Here is a 24,164-nt window from a genome sequence, read left to right on the forward strand (position 1 = left end):
TTTAAAAAACTAGTAAAAATAAAGTATTCAATGCAATTTATAAAGAAAAATAAGTAAAAATTTTATAAAATATGTGATAAAATATAATCAAATAACTTTAGAATGATTATTTTTAAAGTTTGCTGATATTTTATAGATAAAAATATATAGGAAAATCTTAAAAATTGAGATTAACTATGTATGAAAAAAACAAATTTTAGGAGAGTGAAATCAATGACAATGAAAGGAAAAGGAAGAAGTAACAACTTAACAAGAGGAGAGGCTAGAGCTCCACACAGATCACTTTTGAAAGGGTTAGGATTTACAAGTGAGGAAATGGATCGTCCTATTATTGGGATTGCTAATTCATTTAATGAAATTATACCGGGGCATGTTCATTTGAAAAACTTGGTTCAGGCTGTGAAAGATGGTATAAGAATGGCTGGAGGAGTTCCAATGGAATTTAATACAATTGGAATTTGTGACGGGCTTGCAATGAATCATATTGGAATGAAATTTTCACTTGTAACAAGAAACATAATCGCAGATTCGATTGAAGCAGTTGCAATGGCTACTCCGTTTGATGCGATTGTATTTATGCCAAACTGTGATAAGGTAGTGCCTGGAATGTTGATTGCAGCTGCAAGACTAAATATACCGTCAATATTTGTAAGTGGAGGAGCGATGCTTGCGGGAGTGTATAAAGGTAAGAAGATAGGTCTTAGTAATGTGTTTGAAGCAGTTGGACAATATGAAGCTGGATTAATAACTAAAAGAGAACTTAATTCTGTTGAAGAAATGGCGTGTCCAACTTGTGGATCTTGTGCAGGAATGTATACGGCAAATACAATGAACTGTTTAACAGAAGCACTTGGACTAGGGCTTCCAGGAAATGGAACTGTACCAGCGGTATTTTCAGAAAGAATACGGCTTGCTAAAAAAGCTGGGATGCAAATTATGGAAGTATTGAAAGCAGATGTTCGTCCAAAAGATATTTTGACAAGAGAAGCATTTGAAAATGCGGTTGCAATGGATATGGCTCTTGGTGGATCATCAAATACAGCTCTACACTTGCCAGCGATAGCACATGAAGCAGGAATAAAATTGACATTGGAGGATTTTAATGAAATTGCAAAAATAACTCCGCAACTGTGTAAATTATCGCCATCTGGTGAATATTTTATAGAAGACTTATACAGAGCAGGTGGAGTAACAGGAGTTATGAAAAGACTGCTTGAAAATGGAAGATTGCATGAAAATACAAAAACTGTAGCATTACGTACTCAAGGAGAACTTGCAAAAGAAGCATTTATAAATGATGATGATGTAATCAAGCCTTGGGACAAGCCAGCTTACAAAACTGGTGGAATTGCAGTATTAAAAGGAAATTTAGCACCAGATGGCTGTGTTGTTAAAGAAGGAGCAGTAGATCCAGAAATGCTGCAGCATACAGGACCAGCAAAAGTATTTAATAGTGAGGAAGAAGCTGTAGAAGCAATTGTTGGTGGAAAAATCGTAGCAGGAGATGTTGTAATTATTAGATATGAAGGACCAAAAGGTGGGCCTGGAATGAGAGAAATGTTATCGCCAACAGCTATGATTGCTGGAATGGGGCTTGACAAAGATGTTGCGTTAATTACAGATGGAAGATTTTCTGGAGCGACAAGAGGAGCTTCAATTGGACATGTTTCTCCAGAGGCTGCTTCAGGTGGAAATATTGCTATAGTTCAAGATGGAGATATTATTGAAATTGATATTCCAAGCAGAACAATAAACATAAAAATTTCAGATGAAGAAATTGAAGCAAGAAAAGCTAAATTGGAGCCATTCAAAATTGAAGTAAAAGGGTATTTGAGAAAATATGCAATGCACGTGTCTTCTGCGGATAAAGGAGCTATTGAGATATTGGATTAATGTGCTTTTGCAAAGGAGGAGATTGAAATGGGAAATGGTGGAGAAAGTAAAGTTTTAAATATCAAGCTGACACAAGAGAAAATAAAATCAATAGTGAATGTTACTTATTCACAGCCAGTCAGCTATTTTAGAAAAAATATAAAATTGGAAATGGATATTTTGAAACCAAATAGAGAAGGAAAGTTTCCAACAGTGCTGTTCGTAACAGGTGGCTCATTTGCACATAGCTACAAGGAAAATTATCTACAGCAAAGAATTGAAATTGCAAAGGCTGGTTATGTGGTTGCAAGCATGGAATATAGAACTATTCCTGATGGAGTATTTCCACAAAGTGTAGAAGATGTAAAATCAGCAATCAGATTTTTGAAGGCTAATGCTGATGAATATGGGATAGACAAGGAGAGAATAGCTATAATGGGAGATTCTGCTGGAGGTTATCTAGTGGCAATGGCTGGAGCGACAAATGGAACAAGAGATTTTGACAAAGGTGAAAATTTATCTGAAAATAGCGATATAAAGGCAGTTATCGATATTTATGGAGTAACAGACTTTGGAGAAGTGGATTTTGAAATTCCAGATGATATTGATGAAGGTTACAGGGCAATATTATTATCAGTGAAATTTTGGCTAAATGATGTAAGAAATGATATAAAAGTAACAAACCCGATATCATATATTTCCGACAAAACACCACCATTTCTATTGATGCACGGAGACGCAGACGCTTTAGTCCCTCCAATCCATACAGAAAAACTTCACAAGGCATTAATTGAAAAAGGGATAGAATCAACAAGATATGTAGTAACTGGGGCAGGACATTCTGATGAATATTGGTTTCAGCCAGAAATTGTAAATATAATAATAGAGTTTTTAAATGAAAAGATAAAAAATGTCTAATATTTAAATAAAAAATAGTTAATGTAGCCGCAATTTTAAATTTTGTAAAAAGAATTATAGTTAATGGGTATTTTTTCTGTAATTTTTGTTTCTAAAAAATCACGGAATTTTTAACTTAACGATACTAATTGTAACAGTAAAAAGAATAAGCAAAATTTCGTTAAGGGAAAAAGAACTGTTTGAGCTTTTGGAATATATTTTGAATAAAATACATTTATTTTTATTAAAACAATTGAAATTCAAAAGCGAGTTTTCTTTTTTCTTTATAAGAAAGTTTTGCGTAAAGCGGGAATGTAAGGGCATGGCGATTGATGCCCTTACGTTAAAAAAATTAAAAATATAAATAAAAAATATTATATAAAAATAGATATTTAAAACAAATTAAAAAATAAATTTTAAAGAAGGTGAAGAGATTGCATAAACTTTATGATTTTATAGAAGCAAGAGAGAGATTAAGTACTGTGATAACAAAAACTAAATTGATTCACAGTTCAGTATTCTCAAAAGAAACTGGAAATGATGTTTATATTAAGCCTGAAAACTTACAAAGAACAGGTTCATTTAAAATTAGGGGAGCATATAACAAGATTGCAAAATTGACGGAAGACGAGAAAAGAAAGGGAGTTATTGCTTCATCAGCAGGGAATCATGCTCAGGGTGTGGCTCTTGCAGCTCAAAAACTAGGAATTAAGGCAGTTATTGTGATGCCTAAATACACACCGCTTATAAAGGTGGAAGCAACTCGTCAATATGGAGCTGAGGTTATTTTGGCAGGGGAAGAATATGATGATGCCTATAATTATGCGAGAGAATTGCAGGAGAAAGAAGGGTATGTGTTTATTCATGCGTTTAATGATGATGATGTTGTGGAAGGACAGGGAACGATTGCACTTGAAGTGTTAGAAGAATTACCTGATGCTGATATAATTCTTGTGCCACTTGGAGGTGGAGGACTAATTTCAGGAATTGCACTTGCAGCAAAACTGAAAAATCCTATGATAAAAATAATCGGTGTGGAGCCAGAAGGAGCAGCTTCGGCAATTGCGGCTCTAAAAAATGGAGATGTTGTGGAACTGCCTGAAACAAATACGATTGCAGATGGAACGGCAGTTAGAAAAATCGGAGAATTGAACTTTGATTATATAAGAAATTATGTGGACGATATAATTACAATTTCAGATTATGAACTTATGGAATCATTTCTTCTATTAGTTGAAAAACATAAAATTGTTGCAGAAAATGCAGGAGTTCTTTCGGTTGCGGCACTTAGAAAAATTAATGAAAAAGGGAAGAAGATTGTGTCGATTTTGAGTGGAGGAAATATTGATGTGCTGACTATTTCTTCTATGATAAATAAAGGGCTTATTGTAAGAGGTAGAATATTTAGATTTTCGGTTGACTTGCCTGATAAACCAGGACAGCTGGTTACTGTATCACAAATCTTATCTGAACAAAATGCAAATGTTATAAGGCTTGATCATAATCAGTTTAAAAATCTTAATAGATTTCACGATGTGGAACTTCAGGTAACGGTGGAAACAAATGGTGAGGAGCATATTCAAAAAATAATAGAAGAATTTAATAAAAAAGGATATGTAGTTAAAAGATTGAATTCTCAGGAGATAGAATAAAGAAGTCTTAGTTCTTTGCTAAAATAGTATGTAACTCAAAATTTATTAAACATTTACTATTTAAATAGGAAATAGTATTAGGAATATTATAAATTAAGAAATTAAATTATCGAAAAATTAATAAAAAAATCAAAAAGAAAAGGTGGTTGAAAAATGAGTAACGAAATGATAAATGGTGCAAGAATGCTATTGGAATGCCTTCATAGAGTGGGAGTGACTGATATGTTTGGGTATCCTGGTGGAGCGGTAATACCAATTTATGATGAAATTTACAACTTTGGTAAAATTAAACATTATTTTGCAAGACATGAGCAAGGTTCAGTGCATGCGGCAGATGGATATGCGAGAGTTTCTAGAAAAGTGGGAGTTTGTCTTGCTACTTCGGGACCTGGAGCAACAAATTTGGTTACAGGGATTATGACTGCACATATGGATTCTGTACCATTACTGGCAATAACAGGACAGGTAAGAAGTAACTTGCTTGGTAGAGATGCTTTTCAGGAAACTGATATTGTAGGAATTACTGTTCCAATAACAAAAGGGAATTATTTGGTGCAAAATATTAAAGATATTCCAAGAATTATAAAAGAAGCTTATTTTATAGCTTCAACAGGAAGACCAGGACCTGTACTGGTAGATATTCCAAACGACATTCAACAGCAGGAAATATCTTATGATGAATTTAATAAGCTGTTTGACAAAGAAGTACAGCTGGAAGGATACGAGCCGACTTATGTTGGGCATCCTGTACAGATAAAAAGAGCTTTATCATTGATAAAGAAAGCTAAAAAACCGTTAATTATAGCGGGAGCGGGTGTTATGAAATCTGGAGCTTCGAAGGAACTTTTAGAGCTGGCAAATAAAATGGATATTCCAGTAACTACAACTCTTTTAGGACTTGGAGCGTTCCCTGAAAATCATGAATTATCACTTGGAATGCTTGGAATGCATGGTACTGTTCCAGCAAATTATGCCACAGACGAGGCAGATTTAGTAATTGCGGCTGGGATAAGATTTGATGACAGAATCGCAGGAAATCCGAGCAAATTTTGTGAACGTGCAAAAATAATACATATAGATATTGACCCTGCTGAAATTGATAAAAATAAAAAGGCTGATGTTCCGATAGTTGGAGATTTGAAAAATGTGCTTTCTGAAATCAATAAGGAATTAGAGCCACAGGATCACAAGGAATGGACAGATAAAGTAAAAGAATGGAAAAAAGAATATCCATTGGCACATAGAGATGTTGGTAAGGATAAATTGCTTCCACAGGAAGTGTTAAAGGCGATTAATGATATTCTGGATGGAGATACAATTGTTGTAACAGATGTTGGACAGCATCAAATGTGGGCTGCACAATATATGACTTATAAAAATGCAAATAGCATTGTAACTTCAGGTGGAGCTGGAACAATGGGATTTGGAGTGCCAGCAGCAATTGGAGCTCAAGTTGGAGCAAGAGATAAGAAAGTTGTATTAATCGTTGGAGATGGCGGTTTTCAAATGACGCTTGAAGAAATTATGATGATTAGACAGTATAACTTGCCAGTAAAAATAGTAATTATAAATAATTCATTCTTGGGAATGGTTAGACAATGGCAGGAGTTATTTAAAGATAGAAGATATTCTTTTGTTGATTTGGAATGTAATCCTGATTTTGTGAAAATTGCTGATGCGTATGGCATAAAATCGGAAAGACTGAAGACGAAAGCAGATTTAGAAAATAAATTAAAAGATCTGATTTTATCAGATGAAGGTGTGATACTGGATTGTATCGTTGAAAAGGAAGAAAATGTGTTTCCAATGATACCAGCAGGAAAAACTGTAAGTCAAATGATAGGTAAGAAAGGGGTACTGGAAAATGATTAAGGAGCATGAAATATTAATAATTACAAAAAATACAAATGGAATTGTATCAAGAATAATGTCTATGTTTAATAGAAGAGGATATTCGGTAAACAAGATGACTGCTGGAGTTACAAACAAGCCAGGTTATGCAAGATTGACACTTACAGTTGATGGTGACGACAAGGCATTAAATCAGATTCAAAAACAAGTTTATAAAATTGTTGACGTTGTAAAAGTAAAGATTTTCCCAGCAGAAGGAGTTATAAGACGTGAACTTATGCTTATAAAAGTAAAATCTGACGCTCAAACAAGAGCTCAAATCGTTCAAATTGCAGACATTTATCGTGGAAAAGTGCTAGATGTGGCACCAAACTCGCTTGTAATAGAACTTACAGGAAATGTGAAAAAATTACGTGGATTTGTGGAAATGATGAAAAGTTATGGAATACTTGAAATCGCCAAAACAGGGGTTGTAGCAATGAGTAGAGGCGAAAAAATGTAATATTTAAAAAAAAGTATAGAAGGGAAGTAATAAAATGAAAATAAGTCAGCATTGGGAAAAAGAAAAATATGAGAAAAATGCACGCTTTGTATCAACTTATGGAGAAGATCTGATTGAATGGTTAAATCCTCAAAAAGATGAGTATATCTTGGATTTAGGTTGTGGAGATGGAGTATTGACTAAGAAAATCACTGAATATGGGTGCAAAGTTTTAGGACTTGATGGAAGTCAGAAATTTGTTGAAGCGGCAAGAAAAATTGGGATTGAAGCCATACAGGGAGATGCACAGAATATGAAATTTGAAAATGAGTTTGATGCGATTTTTTCCAATGCGGCGCTACATTGGATGACTAATCCAGAGAAAGTGATGGAAGGAGTAGCTCGAGCCTTGAAAAAAGGCGGACGTTTTGTAGCCGAGACGGGTCGTAAAGGAAACGTGGAAAAAATAGAAAATGCTATTTTTGAAACTGTAGAAAAACATAACTTGAAAGCTAAAAAATGCTGGTTTTTTCCAACTCCGGAAGAAAAAACGGAATTACTTGAAAAATATGGACTGAAAGTAAAAAGAATGATAAGCTTTCCCCGTCCTACTTTGCTTCCAACTGGAATAAAAGGATGGCTTCAAACTTTTTCTGCACCTGCTCTTGTAAACGTTCCAGTAGAAATGCATGAAAAACTGATTGATGAAATAACAGAAAAAGTTGAAAAAGAACTGGAAAGAAATGAAAATGGACAAATTCTGGCGGATTATGTGAGATTGAGATTTGAGGCTGTGAAAGAATAGAAAATATTTATTTTGAAAGGAAGATGAATTTGAAAACAATAGGACTAATAGGAGGAATGAGCTGGGAAAGCACAGTAACTTATTATAAAATAATAAATGAAACTGTGAAAGAAAAGCTTGGTGGACTTCATTCAGCTAAATGTATATTATATAGCGTTGATTTTCAGGAAATAGAAGAATGTCAGGCAAATGGCAACTGGGAAAAAAGTGGAGAAATCTTGGGAGAGGCTGCTAATAATCTTGAAAAAGCAGGAGCAGACTTTATAGTTATTTGTACAAATACAATGCATAAGGTTGTTAACCAGATTAAAGAAAAAATCTCCATTCCAATATTGCATATTGCTGAAATGACAGCAGAGAAAATATTAGAAAAAGGATTAAAAAATATAGCATTGCTTGGAACAAAATATACGATGGAACAGGATTTTTATAAATCAAAACTTATTGAAAAAGAGATAAATGTCATAATACCTGATAAAAATGATATAGAAATTATAAATAAAGTAATATATGATGAACTTTGTCTTGGAACCATAAACTCTAATTCAAAAAAGAAATTTTTAGAAATTGTTGATAAACTTAGAAGTAAAGGGACAGAGGGTATAATACTAGGATGTACTGAAATAGGGCTTCTTATAAAAAATGAGGATACTGATGTTCCATTGTTTGATACAGCGGTTATTCATGCAGAAGAGGCGGCAATTTATTCTATATTGTAATAGTAACTTTTAAATTAAGTTAAAAAAGTTAATTGGAGAAAGGGAAGGGATATGAATATAGATTTAATAAAGGAAGCGGTGGAATTTTCAGAATTGCAAAGTAAAATTTTTCATAATAATTTATATGGAGTTACTGATGGTAAAAAAGTTGGAACTTATATTGAAAAATTATTTCAAAAGTTTTTAGAAGATAAATATGGAGATTTAGGAACAGGAAATTCTGCAAAAGGAATTGATTTGCCTGGGTTAAATACAGATATAAAAGCAACTTCCATAGTACAGCCACAATCATCTTGTCCTTATAGAAATGCTAGACAAAAGATATTTGGATTGGGGTATAATTTAATTGTATTTGTTTATGAAAAAAAGGATTACATTGACAATGATCAAAGATTATGTAAAATAAATTTTAAATATATCACTTTTATAGAAAAACATAGAACGGCAGATTACACAACTACACAAATGCTAATAAATATGAAAAATGCAGGTGCTAATAAAGAGGATATAGTGTCTTATTTAAACGATAGAAGAATTCCAGGAGACGAGATAGAGCATAATATGATAGCTGAAGAGATTTTGAAAAAACCATTTGAACAAGGATATTTAACTGTTTCAAATGCTTTACAGTGGAGATTGCAGTATAAAAGAGTAATTGAGTTAAATAATCAAATAGAAGGTGTTTACAATTATGTTAGATAACAAAAAAGAATACGGTGATTATCAAACTCCTTTAGATTTTGCAAGTACAGTAGTAAAATATATAAAAAATAATTATGATTTTACACCAGATTTTATAATAGAGCCTAGTTGTGGAATAGGAAATTTCTTTGAAGCTTCAAAAAAATATTATAAATCAGAAATGTTTGGAATAGAAATAAATAAAAATTATTCAGATACTGCAAAAAAGAACAATCCAAAAGCAATAATTTATAATGAATCCATATTTAGTTACAAGTGGGACAAAGATATGGAAAAATTTGGCAAGACATTAATACTTGGAAATCCACCTTGGGTGTCTAATACAGAATTAGGAAAATTTGGTTCTAAAAATTTACCTCAAAAAACAAATTTAAAAAATACAAAGGATTAGAAGCATTATCAGGAATGTCTAATTTCGATATTTCAGAATCAATTATTTTAAATTTATTAAATAAATTCTCAAAAGAAAATTCATATTAGCTATGTTATGCAAAAAAGTGTTGCGATTAATATCTTTAAGGAATTATACAGAACTAGCTATAAAAGTGGAAATATAAAAATAATTAATTTTGATTCAAAAAAAATATTTAATATCAGTGTACCTGCCTGCCTTTTGATTATTGATTGTTCGAGTGATACCAAAGTTCAAAATGAAGTGAATATTTATAATTTTAACAATAGTTATGTAGATACAATAGGATATGCTGATAATAAATTTTTTCTAAATACTAATTACAGTTCTGATTTAGATGGAAAGTGTGAATTTGAATGGAGGCAGGGAATAAAGCATGACTGCTCTAAAATTTGTGAATTAGAATTAAATAAAAAAAATTATATGAATGGATTAAAAGAAAAAGTAGAAATAGAAGAAGATTTAGTATATCCATTAATAAAAAGTAGTCATATTAAAAATTTTAAAGAAAATGTTTTTAAAAAATATGTTTTAGTAACTCAAAAAAAAATGAAAGAAGATACTTTATGGATAAAGGAGAAATACCCTAAAACTTGGAATTATCTTGAAAAACATAAAGATAATTTTATGAAACGAAAAAGTTCAATTTATAAAAAAATGCCACAGTACAGTATGTTTGGAATAGGTGATTATAGTTATATGAAATATAAGGTTGCAATATCAGGATTTTATAAAGATCCAATATTTAAAGTAATTTTTTCTGAAAAACCTGTCATGGTTGATGACACTTGCTATTTTTTAGCTTTTGAAAATAAAAAAGATGCAGAGATTGTTTGTGATGTGTTAAATTCAACGGAAACAATTAGATTTTTAAAATCCATATCAGATATGACAGCAAAAAGACCATTTACAAAAAAGGTTTTATCAAGAATAGAATTTAAAAAATTTAATTATGAGATTTTAAATTACACAGAAAAAGAAATTTTGGATTTTAAAATTAGAAATGGATTGTATATAAATAAATTATTTTAAAAAATTAAGTTTATAGAGAGGGAGATAAATATGAAACATATTAAAATATTTGATACAACACTAAGAGACGGAGAACAGACACCAAGAGTTAATCTTAACGCACAGGAAAAATTGAGAATTGCAAAACAGCTTGAGAGTCTTGGAGTAGACATAATTGAAGCTGGGTTTGCTGTGGCATCGCCTGGGGATTTTGAAGCGGTTAAGATGATTTCGGAAAATGTAAAGAATTCGACAGTTTGTAGTTTATCAAGAGCTGTGAGAAAGGATATTGAGGCAGCGGGAAAAGCTTTAGAAGGTGCGGCAAAGCCTAGAATTCATACGTTTATTGCGACTTCGCCTATTCACAGGGAATTTAAGTTGAAAATGACAAAAGAGCAAATTCTTGAAAGAGTAAAAGAAATGGTGGAACTTGCAAAATCATTTGTTGATGATGTTGAATTTTCTTCGGAAGATGCGACTAGAACTGAAAAGGAATTTTTGGTGGAAGTATATGAAACAGCTATAAAAGCTGGAGCGACTACACTTAACGTACCTGATACTGTGGGTTACAGAACTCCAAATGAAATGTTTGAACTTATAACTTATTTGAGAAAAAATGTTAAAGGAATTGAAAATGTTGATATTTCTGTGCATTGCCATGATGACTTAGGACTTTCTGTGGCAAATTCGGTTGCGGCGATTCAAGCTGGAGCAACTCAGATTGAATGTACAATTAATGGACTTGGAGAAAGAGCTGGAAATACTTCACTAGAAGAAATTGCGATGATTTTGAAAACAAGAAAAGATTTATTTGAAGAATATTACACAAACATTGATTCAAAGCAAATTTACCCAACAAGTAAATTAGTAAGCCTTTTGACGGGAGTTGCAACACAGCCAAATAAAGCAATCGTTGGAGCGAATGCCTTTGCACACGAATCAGGAATTCATCAACACGGAGTTTTAGCAAATCCTGAAACTTACGAAATTATGAGTCCAGAATCTGTTGGAAGAAATCCAGACAGCTTAGTACTTGGAAAACATTCAGGAAAACACGCTTTTGTACAAAAATTAGAATCGCTAGGATTTAATCATGTCGGAAGTGACAGAGTGGAAGAATTATTTGCACAGTTTAAAAAATTGGCAGACAAGAAAAAATATGTTTTAGATGAAGATATTATCGCATTAGTCGCTGGAGATGCGGCAAAAATTGAAGGAAGAATAAAACTTACTCACTTTGAAATTTCAAGACAGGAAGGGAAAAAACCAAAAGCTACAGTTACAATCGACTTGGATGGAGAAAAATTGGTTAAAGAAGCTCTTGGAGATGGACCAGTTGATGCTGCTTACAATGCAGTAAACTTAGCAGTGAGCGACACTTTTGTTTTAGAAGAATATAAATTGGAAGCAATTACAGGAGATACGGATGCACAGGCACAAGTAGTTGTGATTATCGAGAAAAATGGAAACAGATTTATCGGTAGAGGACAAAGTACGGATGTAGTTGAAGCAAGCATAAAGGCTTATATTAATGGAATAAATAGATTATATAGTAATTAAATAGAAAATATTGGAGGATAAAAAACATGATAATGATGCAGTATAAAGTAAAACTTTCGAAAGATTTTGATATGAATAATATTAGAAAAAGAGTGCAAGAAAATGGATTTAAAACAGATGGATTTGAAGATTTATTTTTTAAAGCCTATTTAATCTCTGAGGAAAATAAAGAATATTCGCCATTATACTTTTGGAAAGATAACAAAGGAATGAATAAATTCATATTCGATGGTTTCTATGATAATATTTTAAATTCTTTTGGCTGGCAGACTATAAATATTGGAATACCATTGTTGCAAGAGTTTAATGAAAACTTTTCTAAAGCAAGATATTTATTAGAAATAGAGAATGAAACAAAACCAATGGAAAAAATGAAAAGAATGGAATTTTCTATATCAGATGATAAAATTGTCGGAAGAACATTAGTATATAACCCTGAAACTTGGAAACATACAGAGTATTATTTTTTTGAAAATGCTCCTAAAGAAGTAGAAAATTCAAAAGTGTACGAAGTTTTGCATATTTCTCAATAAATTAAGATGAGAGAAATAGATTTTACAGTAATCAAGATTGATTTAGGAAATATGAAAATGGAAACAGATTTATTGGTAGAGGACAAAGTATAGATGTAGTGGAAGCTAGTATAAAGGCTTATATTAATGGGATAAATAGGCTTTATAATAAATAGTTTTTATAATAGATATTTGTAAAAATATAAAAAAATATAAAATAGAAATGAAAAATTAAAATAAAAAGATACTGAAAAAAAATCCAAATTAAATGATATTAGAGTTATTAGAAGAATATTCGGAAAGAGGAGAATATTACTTCCTGTACATTGAAATTAGGGTTATTTTTAAAAATTTTTGGTTTCTTTGAATTTAAAGTTAAAAAAAGAGAATTTATTCTCTATTTTTCTAGTTTTTTTGATTCTGACAAATGACAAAAAATATAAAAACAGAAAGGAGAGTATAATTTTATATAAGGAGTTATAATATAAAATTATATAATAAAAAGATGAACGATAGTTATAAAGGAATTATTGATGAGTACTTAAAAATTTAAATACAGAAAAATTAGTAAAACATATATTTCTTTTGAAACCAAGTTTAAAAATAACTTCTAAAAAAGTTTATGATATTTTTGATAAAATATCTAAAGAGTATAACATTCCCTTTAAAGATTTTAAAATCATTGGTTCAACTCATACTGGTTTTAGTTTTGTAAAACCTAAAAACTCGAAAGAAATTAAATTTTTTTCAAATGATTCAGATTTAGATATTGCAATAATAAACAAAGATTTTTTTTATTATTTATATAAAAATACTTTGAAAATAACAGAGTATTTTAAAAATAATACTTTTTTTAGTAAACCTGAACATGAACAATTGTTTAAAGAAAATTATCTTAAAGGTTATATAAGACCTGATACTATAGGAGATAAGAAATTTAAAAGAAATTGGAGAAATTTTTTTTATGAGTTAAGTAAAGAATATAACCAAAAAATAAGTGCTGCGATATATTTAGATGAAGAAACATTTCATAATAAATTAAATGAAAGTTTAGAAATATATAAAGAAAAGTTGGAGGTATATAATGGGAAGTGAAATTTTAGGTGGGAAATATAAATTAAATTCAGAAGATATAGGAAATTTAGAAAGTATGATGAAAAAGGGAGAATTAATCTATGCACCATATTATCAAAGAAATTTTGTATGGGATATGAAAGATCAAATAGAATTTATTGAAACGATTTTATTAGGATATCCTTGTCCTGAAATTTTTATAGCTGAAGGTAAAAGAGATTTAGAAAAAATATCAAATATATTCATGTAATAGATGGACAACAGAGATTAACAACAATAAAAAGATTCATAAATAATGAGTTTTCAGTTAAAGAAAAATTTTATAAAGAACTTTCAGATGAAGAAAAAACAAAATTTCTTGATTATGAAATAGGTACGGTTACATTAAAGTTAAATCCAGAGCAAGATATTTCAGAAATAGAAGAAATATTTAGAAGGTTAAATAAAAATAAACATACATTGAATGAGACTGAAAAGAGAGTTTCGCTTCTTTCAAATAATAATTTTATGTTATTTGCCAGACTTTTATCTGGAGACTTAATAATAAAACAAGATGAGGATTTAGAAGAAAATGAGGAGAAATTATTTATAGAAAATCCTATTATTTACTTTAGAATTTAAAAATTGTTCAAGATTGAAATTTGAAACCATATAATCAATCATTTTGGAGTAAGTAGGTTACACTCCGAATCAAATAAAACAAAATTATGCAACAAAAGATATTATTGATATTATTGGTACTTATATTAAAGGAAGTTTTTTTCAAGAATTTTAGATGAAGATGAAATTGTTGAATTAACAGATAAGGTTGATAAAAAGAAAACAAAAATATTTAATCTTTTTCTAAAATAATAGATATTTTTCGTGAAACTAAATTTCCAACTTATAATTATTCACGAAAGAAAAATTATTTTATGATAAGAGGAAATTTTTAGTTTAGTTTTAGCTTTAATGCTTAATGAAGAATTTATTGAAAATATAGATATAAAATTATTTGAGAAAAATTTAGATATATTTTTAAAAACGATTCCTGATGAATATGTACAAGCTGCTAAAAATAGTGTTATGGACAAAAAACAAAGAGAATTAAGACATAAATATATATCAGAAATTTTATCAAAATCTTTAAATTAAATCCTGGACAAAATAAATAAAAAATGTTATCCTAAATAAAGAGAATGGAGGATATATGAAACCAATAGCAATTGATTTATTTTGTGGAGCAGGAGGGATGAGTGAAGGGATTTTACAAGCAGGATTTCATATTATTTTTTCAAATGAAATAAGTAAAGATGCTTCTGAAACATATAGAAAAAGACATGAACAATTGGGATTAGTCCAAGGTGAGAATACTTGGCTTGAAGTTGGGGATATAAAGAATATAACAGGAACGTATATAAAGAGAATAATTTCGGAATTAAAAGACTTTGAAGAGAATAAAAATATAGAGATTGATGCTGTTTTTGGTGGACCACCTTGTCAAGGATTTAGTAGAGCAGGAAAGCAAGAAGAAAATGATAATAGAAATTTATTGTTTAAAGAATATTTAAGGGTTATAAATGAAATAAAACCAAAATATTTAGTTTTTGAAAATGTTCCAGGAATAATTGATATAAAATTTAAAAGTTTTGTATCTGATTTTGATAATGAAATTTATAAAAATAAAAATGCTATAGATATAATTGAAAATGAATTAAAAAAAGTAGAATATAATTTATTAGAACCAAGAATATTAAATGCCTCAAATTATGGGGTTCCTCAAAATAGACATAGATTAATATTAATTGGTTTTAAGAAATGATATGAAAAAACCTAAATATCCAAAAGAAATTCAACAAAAAATTACTTTAAGAGAAGCAATATCAGATTTAACAAATTATGAATTAGATAATAAGAAATATCAAAAATCTTCTCAAAAAGGAAGAACAAAAAATATAGTAACTAATAAAACAATTTCAGAAAAAAAGAAGTATAATAATGAACTTTCAAAACATTATAACTATATAGAAGAAAGATTTTCTCTTTTAAATGAAGGAGAAAGTAATTCACAGTTAAGGAAAAGACTAATAAAAGATGGATTAGAAATTATTAAATATCCTAATTTATTGGAATATTTATCAAATAGATTAACTACTTCAAAGTCGGAAATAGTAAAAAAGTGTAAAAATATTTCAAAGGAGAAGAAATTATTGGATTTGATAGTTACTAAAAAAAATTCAAGAATAAAATTATATTTAGATAAACCAAGTAATACAATCTTAACTTTGCCTGATGACTTGATTTTACCTATTTGTAATAGAATATGTTCAGTTAGAGAATTTGCAAGACTTCAATCATTTGATGATAGTTTTGTGTTTTATGGAAAAAGAACTACTGGTGGAAAAGCAAGAAAAAATGAAGTTCCTCAATATACACAAGTTGGAAATGCAGTTCCACCATTATTGGCAAAAGCTATTGCATTTGAAATATATAAAGTTTTAAAATAAATAAATATAGATTAAAAAAAACAATAAAAACAACTTTAGGGTGTGTTTGAAAACTTTCAAAATGACAAATTTTTAATAAATTTTTTCAAAACCCAAAATAATAAATGTTAATTTTAATGTAATTTTTAAAATAAGAAACATTAAAAATAACATAAATTTCGAGTTTTCAGACAAAGTCTAATTGACTTTTTTGTATATAAAGATTTTAAACAGAAATAAGTTTATAATAAAAAAGCAAGAATATTTTTATTTTATTTGATAGTGAGAGAGAAATGATTAGAGTTTGATCTTATAAATCTAATTAATTAATTAATTAATTAATTAATGGGTTTAGTTTTGAGTAAATATATGTATTACACATAATTTAATTTTTACATTTTCTTCTCAAAAATGAACATAAAAATCAAAAGCTTTGTAATCTTAATAATAATCCTGACAATAAAAAATATTATTATATGGATGAACAACTATCATTTTATTAGATTTAGCACGCAATAATACGGGAGTAAGGAGGAATATTCATCTTCTTATTTCTAGAAGTTACAGTAAAATAAATATGTTCTTTAGGTATGTATTTTTAATACAACTAGTTATAAATATACTACAGAAAAAGAAAAATGAAGAAAAATTGACTAATGAGAAATCAAATCAAAAATAAAGTATGAGATATAAAAAAACAAAAAAACAAAAAAGGAAGAAAGGAAATAAAAATGAAAACAATAGTTTTTGCACATCCATGGAATGGAAGTTTTAACAAGGCAATTTTAGATAAAGTAGTGGAAAAACTTGATGAAACAAAACAAAAATATACAATTATAGATTTGAATAAGGATAAATTTAATGCTGTAATGACAGAAGAAGAATTGTCTTTGTATTCACAAGGGAAAAGTATTGATCCTTTAGTGGAAAAATGTCAGGAAATATTAAAAAATACAGATGAATTGGTACTTGTATTTCCAATTTGGTGGATGTCAATGCCTGCAATATTAAAAGGATTTTTTGACAAAGTTATGACTAAAGGCTTTGCATATGAAAACGCAAAAAATGGAATAAAGGGGCTTTTGACTAATATAAAAACAGCAAAAATGATTACGACAGCTGAAGTTCCTAAAATTCTACTAAGTATAACAGGATTTGGAATTACTATGAAGAAAGCTAATCTTGGTGGTGTTGGAATAAAGAAAACGAAATGGATTCATTATAGTTTTAAGGCAAAAGGTAAAGATGAGGATAGGAAGAAATTTCTTGAGAAAGTTAAGGAATTTGTGAGTAATTAGGAAGAAAAATAGAAAATATTCGTATTTAAAACAAACGAAGAAAAGGAGTTTTATATTATGAAAAATAAATTGTACAAATCAGTAAAAGATAGAAAACTTACAGGTGTATGTGGAGGAATTGCAGAATATTTTGACATTGATTCAAGTATTGTGAGGATAGTGTGGCTTGTTTTGGTTCTTTTCGCAGGAACAGGTCTGCTGGCTTATATTATTTGTGCGATAGTTCTTGATGATAATCCTAATGAGTAAAATATTTTTGAAATTCCTAAATAGTTAAATAAAAAATTAGGTGGAGAATAAAGATGAAAAAAGGATTTTTTTGGTTATTCTACTTATTGTTTTTAACATTTTTTGACATTGTTTTGGCGGTTATAAGGCTTAATAATAGTATTTATGAATTTTTTATAAATCTGAATATAAAGAATGAGTGGATTTTAGAAAACTTATTTTCACTAGAAGAAATTATTTTTATCATCATTAGTTTGATTTTTGCTTATTTAATTTCAAAAATAAAAGTGAATAAAAAAAGTTTGTTAATCCCTCCATTAATTATAGTAACAATAAAAGCGGTGATACTTTTTTTTGTATTAAAATACATAACATCCCTTGATGATACAGGAGAAAGTATATTTTTTACATTTTTCATGGTAGCAGGCTTTGGAGCTTATATGGGAATGATGAATTTATACTTTTATTTGGGGTTATTGTTTAATTTATTTAGAAGGAGAAAAAATGAAAGGAAAAAGTTGGATTCTTAAAATTTTATATGGTTTTTTAGGATTAATTATAGTATTTTTAGTGTATTCGCATTATGAATATCGAAATATAAAGATTAAAACAATTGAGATAAAGTCGAAGGATGTGCCAAAGGAGTTTGATGGCAAGAGAGTTCTGTTTGTAGCAGATTTTCAGTATGATACTATGGCACGGTATAATAGAAAACAGCAGAAAAAGGCGATTGAGCTGATTAATGCACAGAAGAAGGATATGATACTTCTGGGGGGAGATTATGCGACTTGGGAGAAAAATATTCCTAAGTTTTATGAGGATGCGAAGGATATAAAGATTCCGGAACTTGGAGTATATGCGATTTATGGGAATCATGAGTATCCAGGAGAAAAAGAAACAGCTGAAAATATGAAAAAACTTGGATTTAATCTGCTCGTAAATGAAAATAGGAAAATAACAATAAATAATGAAAATATATATATCGCAGGAGTAACAGACTTGTGGCATGGAAAGCCTGATGCGAAAAAGGCTCTTGAAGGATTGAAAAAAGAGGACTTTGTATTATTTTTGACTCACAATCCAGAATATTTTGAGGAAATGACAGAAGATGAGAAGGAAAAGGCGGATATGACACTTGCTGGACATACACATGCAGGACAGGTTACTTTCTTTGGAAAAATTATCATGTCGGCTATAAAGGATAAGAAGAAATATGGATATGGAATGAAGGAATATAACGGTCATAAAATATACATTACTTCAGGATTAGGAGGAGCTTTCCTTGAGATGTTTATTAGATTTTTTGCACAGCCTGAGATTGTGATTTTTGAACTTAAAAGAGGATAAAAAATAATAAAAATTTATTATAAACTTTTTGAAACACAGAATATGAATGTTATTATTGATAAGTATGAGAATTTGAAAGGAGTTAAATTAATGAGAAAAAATATAAGCGGAAATTCTCCTTGGGAGGACATTGTAGGATATTCGAGAGCAGTAAGGATAGGAAATATTTTTGAAATAGCAGGAACAACAGCCGTTAGGGATGGAAAGCCTTATGCAGTAGGAAATGCCTATGAACAGACAAAATATATTCTTGAAAATATAAAAAAACTTCTTGAAAAGGAAGGATTGGGGTTAAAAAATGTTATTAGAACAAGAATGTTTGTTACAGATATTTCAAAATGGGAAGAATATGGAAAAGCACATGGAGAATTTTTTAGGGACATTAAACCAGTTGCAACAATGGTAGAGGTGTCTTCATTAATTGATAAGGAATTGATGATAGAAATAGAAGTAAGTGCAGTTGTTGATTAAGAAATAAATAGAAAAGTTATAAATCTCAAAATTAGAGAGAAAATAAAACAATTGAAAAGGAAAATTTTATGATAACTAAAAAAACAGTATTTTCAGTTTTAGGAATTTTAGCAATATTTTTTATAATCTGCCTAATTTATGCACATTATGAATATACACAGCTCAAGGTCAGAACGATAGAAATTGCTTCGAAAGATATTCCACAAGAATTTGATGGAAAGAAGATTGTCTTTGCGGCAGATTTTCAGCTAGATACTTATGCGAGATTTAATCAGAAGCAGCTTGACAGAATTATTGATTTGATAAATAAGCAGGAAAAGGATATTATAATTCTGGGTGGGGACTATACTAACTGGACTGGTAAAATTCCACGATTTTACAAAGGAATGGAAAAGTTGGAAAAGCCTAAATATGGAATTTATGCAGTTTTGGGAAATCATGATTATAATTCTGTGGAAAAAAATATGGCTGGATTGAAAAGCCTTGGGTACAAAGTGCTGGTAAATGAAAATGACAAAATAACAGTAAATAACCAGAGTATCTACATTTCAGCAGTTGACGATTTACTAAAAGGGAAACCTGATGCACAGAAGGCGCTTAATGGCATAAAAAAAGATGATTTTAATATCTTCGTCACACATAATCCTGATTATTTTGAAGAAATGACAAATGAACAGAAAGAAAGATCAGATATGACTTTGGCAGGACATACTCACGGTGGACAGATAACATTGTTCGGCTTGATATTATGGGCAGAAATTAAACATCCTTGGAAATATGGATATGGATTAAAGGAATATGACGGAAATAAGATTTATACTACTTCAGGTGTTGGTGGCGGAGCGTTTGAAATGTTCATAAGATTTTTTGCACAGCCTGAAATTGTGGTGCTAAAATTGAAAAAAATTTAAATATATACGTAAAATCAAATAAATAAAGTACTATAATAGTTTGTTAGCAGCCAGATTATTTGATTATGAATAGGATGAATAAATAATGGAAAAAATTTTAATAACAGGAGCAAGTTCAGGAATTGGTAAAGAATTGGCAAAAAAATTAGCAATTAAAAGTAAAAAAATGTATTTGCTGGCAAGATCTTCTGATAAACTGAATTTATTGAAAAAAGAACTGGAAGAAAAAAATCCCTTAATTGAATGTATTTGTATAGAATATGATTTAACAGATATAGATAATTTAAGAAATATTGTTGAAAATTGTGATGTTGATTTGGTTATTAATTGTGCTGGTTTTGGAAAAATTACAGATTTTTTGAAATTGAGTGATAAAGAAGATTTGGATACTGTGAATGTGAATTTTGTTTCTCCGTTAATTTTAACTAAAAAATTTTCAGAAAAATTTTTGCAAAAAGGAAAAGGAATAATTTTAAACGTATGTTCAACAGGTGCTTTATATCAGCATCCGTATATGGCAGTTTATAGTTCGGCAAAATCTGCATTATTACATTATTCTTTGGCGTTAGATGAAGAATTGGCACATAAAAATAAAGATGTGAGAGTTTTATCAGTTTGCCCCGGCCCAACGGAAAGTAATTTTTTTGATAAGAATACACAGGAAAAATTTGGAAGTTCTCAAAAATTTATGATGAGTTCGGAAGAAACAGTGAAAAAAATTATAAAAGCGATGGAAAATGGAAGAAGATTTTCCATTATTGGCTTTAGGAATAGAGTGTCCATGTTTTTAATAAATTTATTGCCAATTTCGTTACAGCTAAGGTTAGCAGGATTAGTCTTGAAAAAGGTGATTAAATGATAGTATTGTTTAATTTTTTATTGATATTGGCAGTAATCTTGCTCATTTTAAAATTAATATTTTCTTTTGTTTACTTTAAAAGAATAAATAGTCTAGAAAAAAAATAAGATAGATGAGAGCAAATACACAGTAGTTCAACCTATTTTGTCTGGAGATACAAGATTGGAAGATGATTTGTCTGCCAATTTAAAAAATACTGATGACATTAAATTTATTTGGCTTGTTGATAAAAGTGACTGTTTAGCAAGACAGACAGTTGAAAATATTTTAAAAAATAAAAATTATTCTAGCAGAGTAGAAGTGTATTACTTAGATGATGTTCCGCAAGAAGTAAATCCAAAAGTATTTAAATTATCGCAAGCTGTAAAGAAAATAAAAACGGAATATACGGTAATTTTAGATGATGATGCAGTTATTGACAGAAAAAAACTGGATGAATTAAGTATTTATGAAAAAGATAAGGCTGAATGGATAGTAACCGGGATTCCTTATAATTATAATATTAAAGGCTTCTATTCAAAATTAATCTCGGCTTTTATAAATTCTAATTCTATTTTTTCATACTTTTCTATGTCTTTTTTAAAGGAAAATAAGACTATAAATGGAATGTTTTATATTTTAAGGACTGATATTTTAAAAAAATATTCTGCTTTTGAAGAGATAAAATATTGGCTGTGTGATGATTTGGCACTTGCAACTTATTTACTTTCCAAAAATGTAAAAATTATACAAAGTACTATTTTTTGCAATGTGAGAAATACTGTTCCAAATTTTAGAAAATATATTCTTCTTATGAAAAGATGGCTTTTATTTAGCAATGTTTATATGAAAAATGCATTTTCCATTAAATTTTTATTTATAATATTATTGCCTGTATTCTTACCAGCTATTCTATTATTTTTAAGTTTTTATTTTGGAATAAATCATTTTATCATGATAATAGTGCTATTTGTAGGAAAGGTTGGATTGTTCCATATAGTGAGATTATTTATTTATCAGTCAGAAATACAAAAGAAAGGTAATTTTTTTCATAAGGCTGATGAATTGCCGTATGAGTTAGCAAGTGAATTTTTATTGCCTTTTATACTTGTCTATACTCTTTTAACACCGCCTGTGATTATATGGAGAAATAAAAAATTAGAGTTAAAGATGGGAAAATACATTATGAAGTTTAACGACTATTTAGAAAAGCTGGAAAGTCTTGATGTTTCAAAAACTTTTTAAAAGAAGATAAAATTGTCTTTTTATAAGTGGAAGCAGTAATCTTAAAACAGCTGCCTTAGGACAAGAAAGATTTGAGATTTTAAATATTTTTAAGCAATTTGGATACAAAATTATAAATTCAAATTTTCCATATAATGAAGATTTTGAATATGATGAATATGAAGACATCAGCATTTTTAAAGCAAGTTTATCAAATATTGTTTATTATTCTGGCACTCTTTTTAATAAAAAATTTAAACAGGAAATTTTAAGGCACTTAGAGCCTGTTAAGCATTTAAAAGATGTGATAGTTATTTCTTTAAGCTCAGGCTTAAATGTTTGGAATAAATTTATGGATTTAGCAAATTATAATAATGAGAATATTACGATGTTTGCTTTAGGACCTGTAGCGAAAGGTTATGGAAACTTGAAAAATACAGTAGTTATTAAGGGAAGTTTAGATATTTACAGCTGGCTTCTAGATTTTCACAAGACTGATAGAATTGTAAATTGTGGACATTTGGAATATTTTAAGGATAGAAAGGTAAAAGAAATAATTTATGAATATTTACAAGGAAAAAATTGAAATTGCAGTTGTTGCTCCACCTTTTAGCGGACATCTCTATCCAGCTTTAGAGTTAGTTCTCCCTCTATTAAAGGAAAAGGACAAATACAATATCTGTATTTATACAGGTTGTCAAAAAGAGGAAGTCGTAAAGAAACTTGGATTTCCTGTAAAAGTTTTTCTTAGAGATAATCCTGCTATCTTTGAAAAAATATCTGATACTGATAAACAGACTAATCTTCGGATTATGTATAAGCAATTTAAAGAAAATATGGGACTTATGCCAGAAATAATAAGAGAAATGGAAGATTTTTTTTCTGAAAGAAAGCCTGACATAGTTATAGCAGATTTTACAGCCGTTCCAGCAGGATTTGTGTGCAAAAAAAATAATATTCCTTGGATTACAAGCATTCCAACACCATTTGCAATAGAAAGCAGAACAACAACACCTGCTTATATGGGAGGACTATATCCAAGAGATAATTTTTTATTCAAACTAAGAGATAGTATAGCAAGAAACATTGTCAGAAATTTTAAAAGAATGGTTTGTTTTATTTTAAAAAATCAATTAAGACAATTTAATTTCACTTTGTACAACGAAAAAGGTGAAGAAAATATTTATTCTCCATATTCCATACTAGGTTTAGGCATGAAAGAAATTGAATTTAGAGATGATTTTCCAAGTCAATTTTCTTGGGCTGGGCCTTGCTGTTCGTCCCTTTTTAAAAATAGTGTGCAATTTGAAAATAATAAAAAATTTGAAAAAACTGTATTTTTAACTAACGGGACGCATCTAAAATGGGCTAAAAAGTTAATAATTGAGCTGGCAAAAGAACTTTCAAAAATCTATCCTGAATTTCTGTTCGTAGTCTCGTTGGGAAGTTATTTAGAAAAAGATAAGAGTATTGTAAAGGAAAATAATTTACATATTTATCATTATTTAGATTATGATGAAATTTTGCCCAATATAGATTATGTTATTCATCATGGCGGAGCAGGAATACTTTATTCCTGTATAAAATATAACAAGCCTGCTGTTATTGTTCCTCATGATTATGACCAGTTTGATTATGTAGTAAGGGCTGATTTAGCTAAAATTGGAATACCAGCTAAATTAAAATCAAGAAAGTCCATTTTAAAGGCTTTTAAGAAAATGATAAAAAGAGAAGAATGGAACAATTTGGAAAAATTATCAAAAGAATTTAATAATTATTTACCAAGTGAAATGTTGAAAAAAGAAATTGACAGGCTGTTAAAAGGAGGATAGCG

26 protein-coding genes and 3 pseudogenes are annotated in these 24,164 nt (G+C 29.3%); all 29 read left to right on the forward strand.

Annotated features, from left to right (window positions below):
• Nucleotides 1-213 precede the first annotated feature (213 nt).
• A complete protein-coding gene (gene ilvD, locus FVE75_RS02225; protein WP_172618757.1) occupies nt 214-1,893 on the forward strand; it encodes a dihydroxy-acid dehydratase in 1,680 nt (559 codons plus the stop codon).
• 27 nt (nt 1,894-1,920) lie between these two features.
• On the forward strand, nt 1,921-2,790 hold the full coding sequence (locus FVE75_RS02230; RefSeq protein WP_147004992.1) for an alpha/beta hydrolase: 870 nt from the start codon (nt 1,921-1,923) through the stop codon (nt 2,788-2,790).
• A gap of 413 nt (nt 2,791-3,203) precedes the next feature.
• A complete protein-coding gene (gene ilvA / locus FVE75_RS02235) occupies nt 3,204-4,421 on the forward strand; it encodes a threonine ammonia-lyase (RefSeq protein ID WP_147004993.1) in 1,218 nt (405 codons plus the stop codon).
• Between the two features lie 153 nt (nt 4,422-4,574).
• A complete protein-coding gene (gene ilvB, locus FVE75_RS02240) occupies nt 4,575-6,293 on the forward strand; it encodes a biosynthetic-type acetolactate synthase large subunit (protein ID WP_147004994.1) in 1,719 nt (572 codons plus the stop codon).
• Nucleotides 6,286-6,774 (forward strand): acetolactate synthase small subunit, encoded by a 489-nt coding sequence (gene ilvN, locus FVE75_RS02245; protein WP_006804546.1) that lies wholly within the window; start codon nt 6,286-6,288, stop codon nt 6,772-6,774. Before ilvB ends, ilvN begins: the two co-directional genes overlap by 8 nt.
• 34 nt (nt 6,775-6,808) lie before the next feature.
• On the forward strand, nt 6,809-7,558 hold the full coding sequence (locus tag FVE75_RS02250) for a class I SAM-dependent methyltransferase (protein ID WP_147004995.1): 750 nt from the start codon (nt 6,809-6,811) through the stop codon (nt 7,556-7,558).
• Nucleotides 7,559-7,587: 29 nt separating this feature from the next.
• The gene (locus tag FVE75_RS02255) at nt 7,588-8,277 is read left to right on the forward strand and encodes an aspartate/glutamate racemase family protein (RefSeq protein ID WP_172618758.1); all 690 of its coding nucleotides are present in this window, start codon (nt 7,588-7,590) and stop codon (nt 8,275-8,277) included.
• Between the two features lie 51 nt (nt 8,278-8,328).
• Entirely contained in the window at nt 8,329-8,979 is a 651-nt protein-coding gene (locus tag FVE75_RS02260) for a type II restriction-modification system restriction endonuclease (RefSeq protein WP_146963783.1), read from the forward strand.
• A complete protein-coding gene (locus tag FVE75_RS02265) occupies nt 8,969-9,370 on the forward strand; it encodes a DNA methyltransferase family protein (protein WP_147004997.1) in 402 nt (133 codons plus the stop codon). Before FVE75_RS02260 ends, FVE75_RS02265 begins: the two co-directional genes overlap by 11 nt.
• Before the next feature lie 96 nt (nt 9,371-9,466).
• The gene (locus tag FVE75_RS02270) at nt 9,467-10,423 is read left to right on the forward strand and encodes a hypothetical protein (RefSeq protein WP_147004998.1); all 957 of its coding nucleotides are present in this window, start codon (nt 9,467-9,469) and stop codon (nt 10,421-10,423) included.
• 30 nt (nt 10,424-10,453) lie between these two features.
• The gene (locus tag FVE75_RS02275; RefSeq protein WP_147004999.1) at nt 10,454-11,962 is read left to right on the forward strand and encodes a 2-isopropylmalate synthase; all 1,509 of its coding nucleotides are present in this window, start codon (nt 10,454-10,456) and stop codon (nt 11,960-11,962) included.
• 26 nt (nt 11,963-11,988) lie between these two features.
• Nucleotides 11,989-12,495 carry a DUF4865 family protein gene (locus tag FVE75_RS02280; protein ID WP_147005000.1) on the forward strand — a complete coding sequence of 169 codons (507 nt, stop codon included), beginning with the start codon at nt 11,989-11,991 and terminating at the stop codon, nt 12,493-12,495.
• Between the two features lie 53 nt (nt 12,496-12,548).
• Nucleotides 12,549-12,650: pseudogene (locus FVE75_RS11810) on the forward strand (alpha-isopropylmalate synthase regulatory domain-containing protein); the annotation flags it as partial.
• A 409-nt stretch (nt 12,651-13,059) separates the two neighbouring features.
• On the forward strand, nt 13,060-13,569 hold the full coding sequence (locus FVE75_RS02290; protein WP_147005001.1) for a hypothetical protein: 510 nt from the start codon (nt 13,060-13,062) through the stop codon (nt 13,567-13,569).
• A complete protein-coding gene (locus tag FVE75_RS02295; RefSeq protein ID WP_147005002.1) occupies nt 13,559-13,798 on the forward strand; it encodes a DUF262 domain-containing protein in 240 nt (79 codons plus the stop codon). Before FVE75_RS02290 ends, FVE75_RS02295 begins: the two co-directional genes overlap by 11 nt.
• Before the next feature lie 38 nt (nt 13,799-13,836).
• Entirely contained in the window at nt 13,837-14,169 is a 333-nt protein-coding gene (locus FVE75_RS11815; protein WP_408610441.1) for a hypothetical protein, read from the forward strand.
• A gap of 330 nt (nt 14,170-14,499) precedes the next feature.
• Nucleotides 14,500-14,682, forward strand: a complete 183-nt coding sequence (locus tag FVE75_RS02300; RefSeq protein WP_147005003.1) for a hypothetical protein — start codon at nt 14,500-14,502, stop codon at nt 14,680-14,682.
• Nucleotides 14,683-14,737: 55 nt separating this feature from the next.
• Nucleotides 14,738-15,349 (forward strand): DNA cytosine methyltransferase, encoded by a 612-nt coding sequence (locus tag FVE75_RS11645; RefSeq protein WP_269472159.1) that lies wholly within the window; start codon nt 14,738-14,740, stop codon nt 15,347-15,349.
• Between the two features lies 1 nt (nt 15,350).
• Nucleotides 15,351-16,034 (forward strand): DNA cytosine methyltransferase, encoded by a 684-nt coding sequence (locus FVE75_RS11650; protein ID WP_269472160.1) that lies wholly within the window; start codon nt 15,351-15,353, stop codon nt 16,032-16,034.
• A 710-nt stretch (nt 16,035-16,744) separates the two neighbouring features.
• Entirely contained in the window at nt 16,745-17,311 is a 567-nt protein-coding gene (locus tag FVE75_RS02310; protein WP_147005004.1) for an NAD(P)H-dependent oxidoreductase, read from the forward strand.
• A 57-nt stretch (nt 17,312-17,368) separates the two neighbouring features.
• Entirely contained in the window at nt 17,369-17,560 is a 192-nt protein-coding gene (locus FVE75_RS02315) for a PspC domain-containing protein (RefSeq protein ID WP_147005005.1), read from the forward strand.
• A gap of 53 nt (nt 17,561-17,613) precedes the next feature.
• The gene (locus FVE75_RS02320; protein WP_147005006.1) at nt 17,614-18,069 is read left to right on the forward strand and encodes a hypothetical protein; all 456 of its coding nucleotides are present in this window, start codon (nt 17,614-17,616) and stop codon (nt 18,067-18,069) included.
• Nucleotides 18,044-18,886 carry a metallophosphoesterase gene (locus tag FVE75_RS02325; RefSeq protein ID WP_147005007.1) on the forward strand — a complete coding sequence of 281 codons (843 nt, stop codon included), beginning with the start codon at nt 18,044-18,046 and terminating at the stop codon, nt 18,884-18,886. Before FVE75_RS02320 ends, FVE75_RS02325 begins: the two co-directional genes overlap by 26 nt.
• A 90-nt stretch (nt 18,887-18,976) precedes the next feature.
• Nucleotides 18,977-19,357, forward strand: a complete 381-nt coding sequence (locus FVE75_RS02330; RefSeq protein WP_147005008.1) for a RidA family protein — start codon at nt 18,977-18,979, stop codon at nt 19,355-19,357.
• A gap of 68 nt (nt 19,358-19,425) precedes the next feature.
• Nucleotides 19,426-20,268: a metallophosphoesterase gene (locus FVE75_RS02335; protein WP_147005009.1), complete on the forward strand. Its 843-nt coding sequence runs from the start codon at nt 19,426-19,428 to the stop codon at nt 20,266-20,268.
• Nucleotides 20,269-20,353: 85 nt separating this feature from the next.
• Nucleotides 20,354-21,127 carry an SDR family NAD(P)-dependent oxidoreductase gene (locus FVE75_RS02340; RefSeq protein ID WP_147005010.1) on the forward strand — a complete coding sequence of 258 codons (774 nt, stop codon included), beginning with the start codon at nt 20,354-20,356 and terminating at the stop codon, nt 21,125-21,127.
• Nucleotides 21,124-22,302 (forward strand): annotated as a pseudogene (locus tag FVE75_RS02345) (glycosyltransferase family 21 protein). The gene FVE75_RS02340 and the pseudogene FVE75_RS02345 overlap by 4 nt, the downstream one beginning before the upstream one ends.
• Nucleotides 22,292-22,916, forward strand: a pseudogene (locus FVE75_RS02350) (hypothetical protein). Before FVE75_RS02345 ends, FVE75_RS02350 begins: the two co-directional pseudogenes overlap by 11 nt.
• Entirely contained in the window at nt 22,891-24,162 is a 1,272-nt protein-coding gene (locus FVE75_RS02355) for a glycosyltransferase (RefSeq protein ID WP_147005011.1), read from the forward strand. The pseudogene FVE75_RS02350 and the gene FVE75_RS02355 overlap by 26 nt, the downstream one beginning before the upstream one ends.
• Nucleotides 24,163-24,164 lie beyond the last annotated feature (2 nt).

Origin of the sequence: Leptotrichia hongkongensis (genome assembly GCF_007990635.1) — a bacterium.
Lineage (GTDB): Bacteria > Fusobacteriota > Fusobacteriia > Fusobacteriales > Leptotrichiaceae > Leptotrichia > Leptotrichia hongkongensis.

Bases quoted from the DNA above. Each gene is read 5' to 3' on its own strand.
- ilvD (WP_172618757.1), top strand. From the start codon at position 214: ATGACAATGAAAGGAAAAGGAAGAAGTAACAACTTAACAAGAGGAGAG.
- FVE75_RS02230 (WP_147004992.1), top strand. From the start codon at position 1,921: ATGGGAAATGGTGGAGAAAGTAAAGTTTTAAATATCAAGCTGACACAA.
- ilvB (WP_147004994.1), top strand. From the start codon at position 4,575: ATGAGTAACGAAATGATAAATGGTGCAAGAATGCTATTGGAATGCCTT.
- ilvN (WP_006804546.1), top strand. From the start codon at position 6,286: ATGATTAAGGAGCATGAAATATTAATAATTACAAAAAATACAAATGGA.
- FVE75_RS02250 (WP_147004995.1), top strand. From the start codon at position 6,809: ATGAAAATAAGTCAGCATTGGGAAAAAGAAAAATATGAGAAAAATGCA.
- FVE75_RS02260 (WP_146963783.1), top strand. From the start codon at position 8,329: ATGAATATAGATTTAATAAAGGAAGCGGTGGAATTTTCAGAATTGCAA.
- FVE75_RS02265 (WP_147004997.1), top strand. From the start codon at position 8,969: ATGTTAGATAACAAAAAAGAATACGGTGATTATCAAACTCCTTTAGAT.
- FVE75_RS02270 (WP_147004998.1), top strand. From the start codon at position 9,467: ATGCAAAAAAGTGTTGCGATTAATATCTTTAAGGAATTATACAGAACT.
- FVE75_RS02275 (WP_147004999.1), top strand. From the start codon at position 10,454: ATGAAACATATTAAAATATTTGATACAACACTAAGAGACGGAGAACAG.
- FVE75_RS02280 (WP_147005000.1), top strand. From the start codon at position 11,989: ATGATAATGATGCAGTATAAAGTAAAACTTTCGAAAGATTTTGATATG.
- FVE75_RS02295 (WP_147005002.1), top strand. From the start codon at position 13,559: ATGGGAAGTGAAATTTTAGGTGGGAAATATAAATTAAATTCAGAAGAT.
- FVE75_RS02300 (WP_147005003.1), top strand. From the start codon at position 14,500: ATGCTTAATGAAGAATTTATTGAAAATATAGATATAAAATTATTTGAG.
- FVE75_RS11645 (WP_269472159.1), top strand. From the start codon at position 14,738: ATGAAACCAATAGCAATTGATTTATTTTGTGGAGCAGGAGGGATGAGT.
- FVE75_RS11650 (WP_269472160.1), top strand. From the start codon at position 15,351: ATGAAAAAACCTAAATATCCAAAAGAAATTCAACAAAAAATTACTTTA.
- FVE75_RS02310 (WP_147005004.1), top strand. From the start codon at position 16,745: ATGAAAACAATAGTTTTTGCACATCCATGGAATGGAAGTTTTAACAAG.
- FVE75_RS02315 (WP_147005005.1), top strand. From the start codon at position 17,369: ATGAAAAATAAATTGTACAAATCAGTAAAAGATAGAAAACTTACAGGT.
- FVE75_RS02320 (WP_147005006.1), top strand. From the start codon at position 17,614: ATGAAAAAAGGATTTTTTTGGTTATTCTACTTATTGTTTTTAACATTT.
- FVE75_RS02325 (WP_147005007.1), top strand. From the start codon at position 18,044: ATGAAAGGAAAAAGTTGGATTCTTAAAATTTTATATGGTTTTTTAGGA.
- FVE75_RS02330 (WP_147005008.1), top strand. From the start codon at position 18,977: ATGAGAAAAAATATAAGCGGAAATTCTCCTTGGGAGGACATTGTAGGA.
- FVE75_RS02335 (WP_147005009.1), top strand. From the start codon at position 19,426: ATGATAACTAAAAAAACAGTATTTTCAGTTTTAGGAATTTTAGCAATA.
- FVE75_RS02340 (WP_147005010.1), top strand. From the start codon at position 20,354: ATGGAAAAAATTTTAATAACAGGAGCAAGTTCAGGAATTGGTAAAGAA.
- FVE75_RS02355 (WP_147005011.1), top strand. From the start codon at position 22,891: ATGAATATTTACAAGGAAAAAATTGAAATTGCAGTTGTTGCTCCACCT.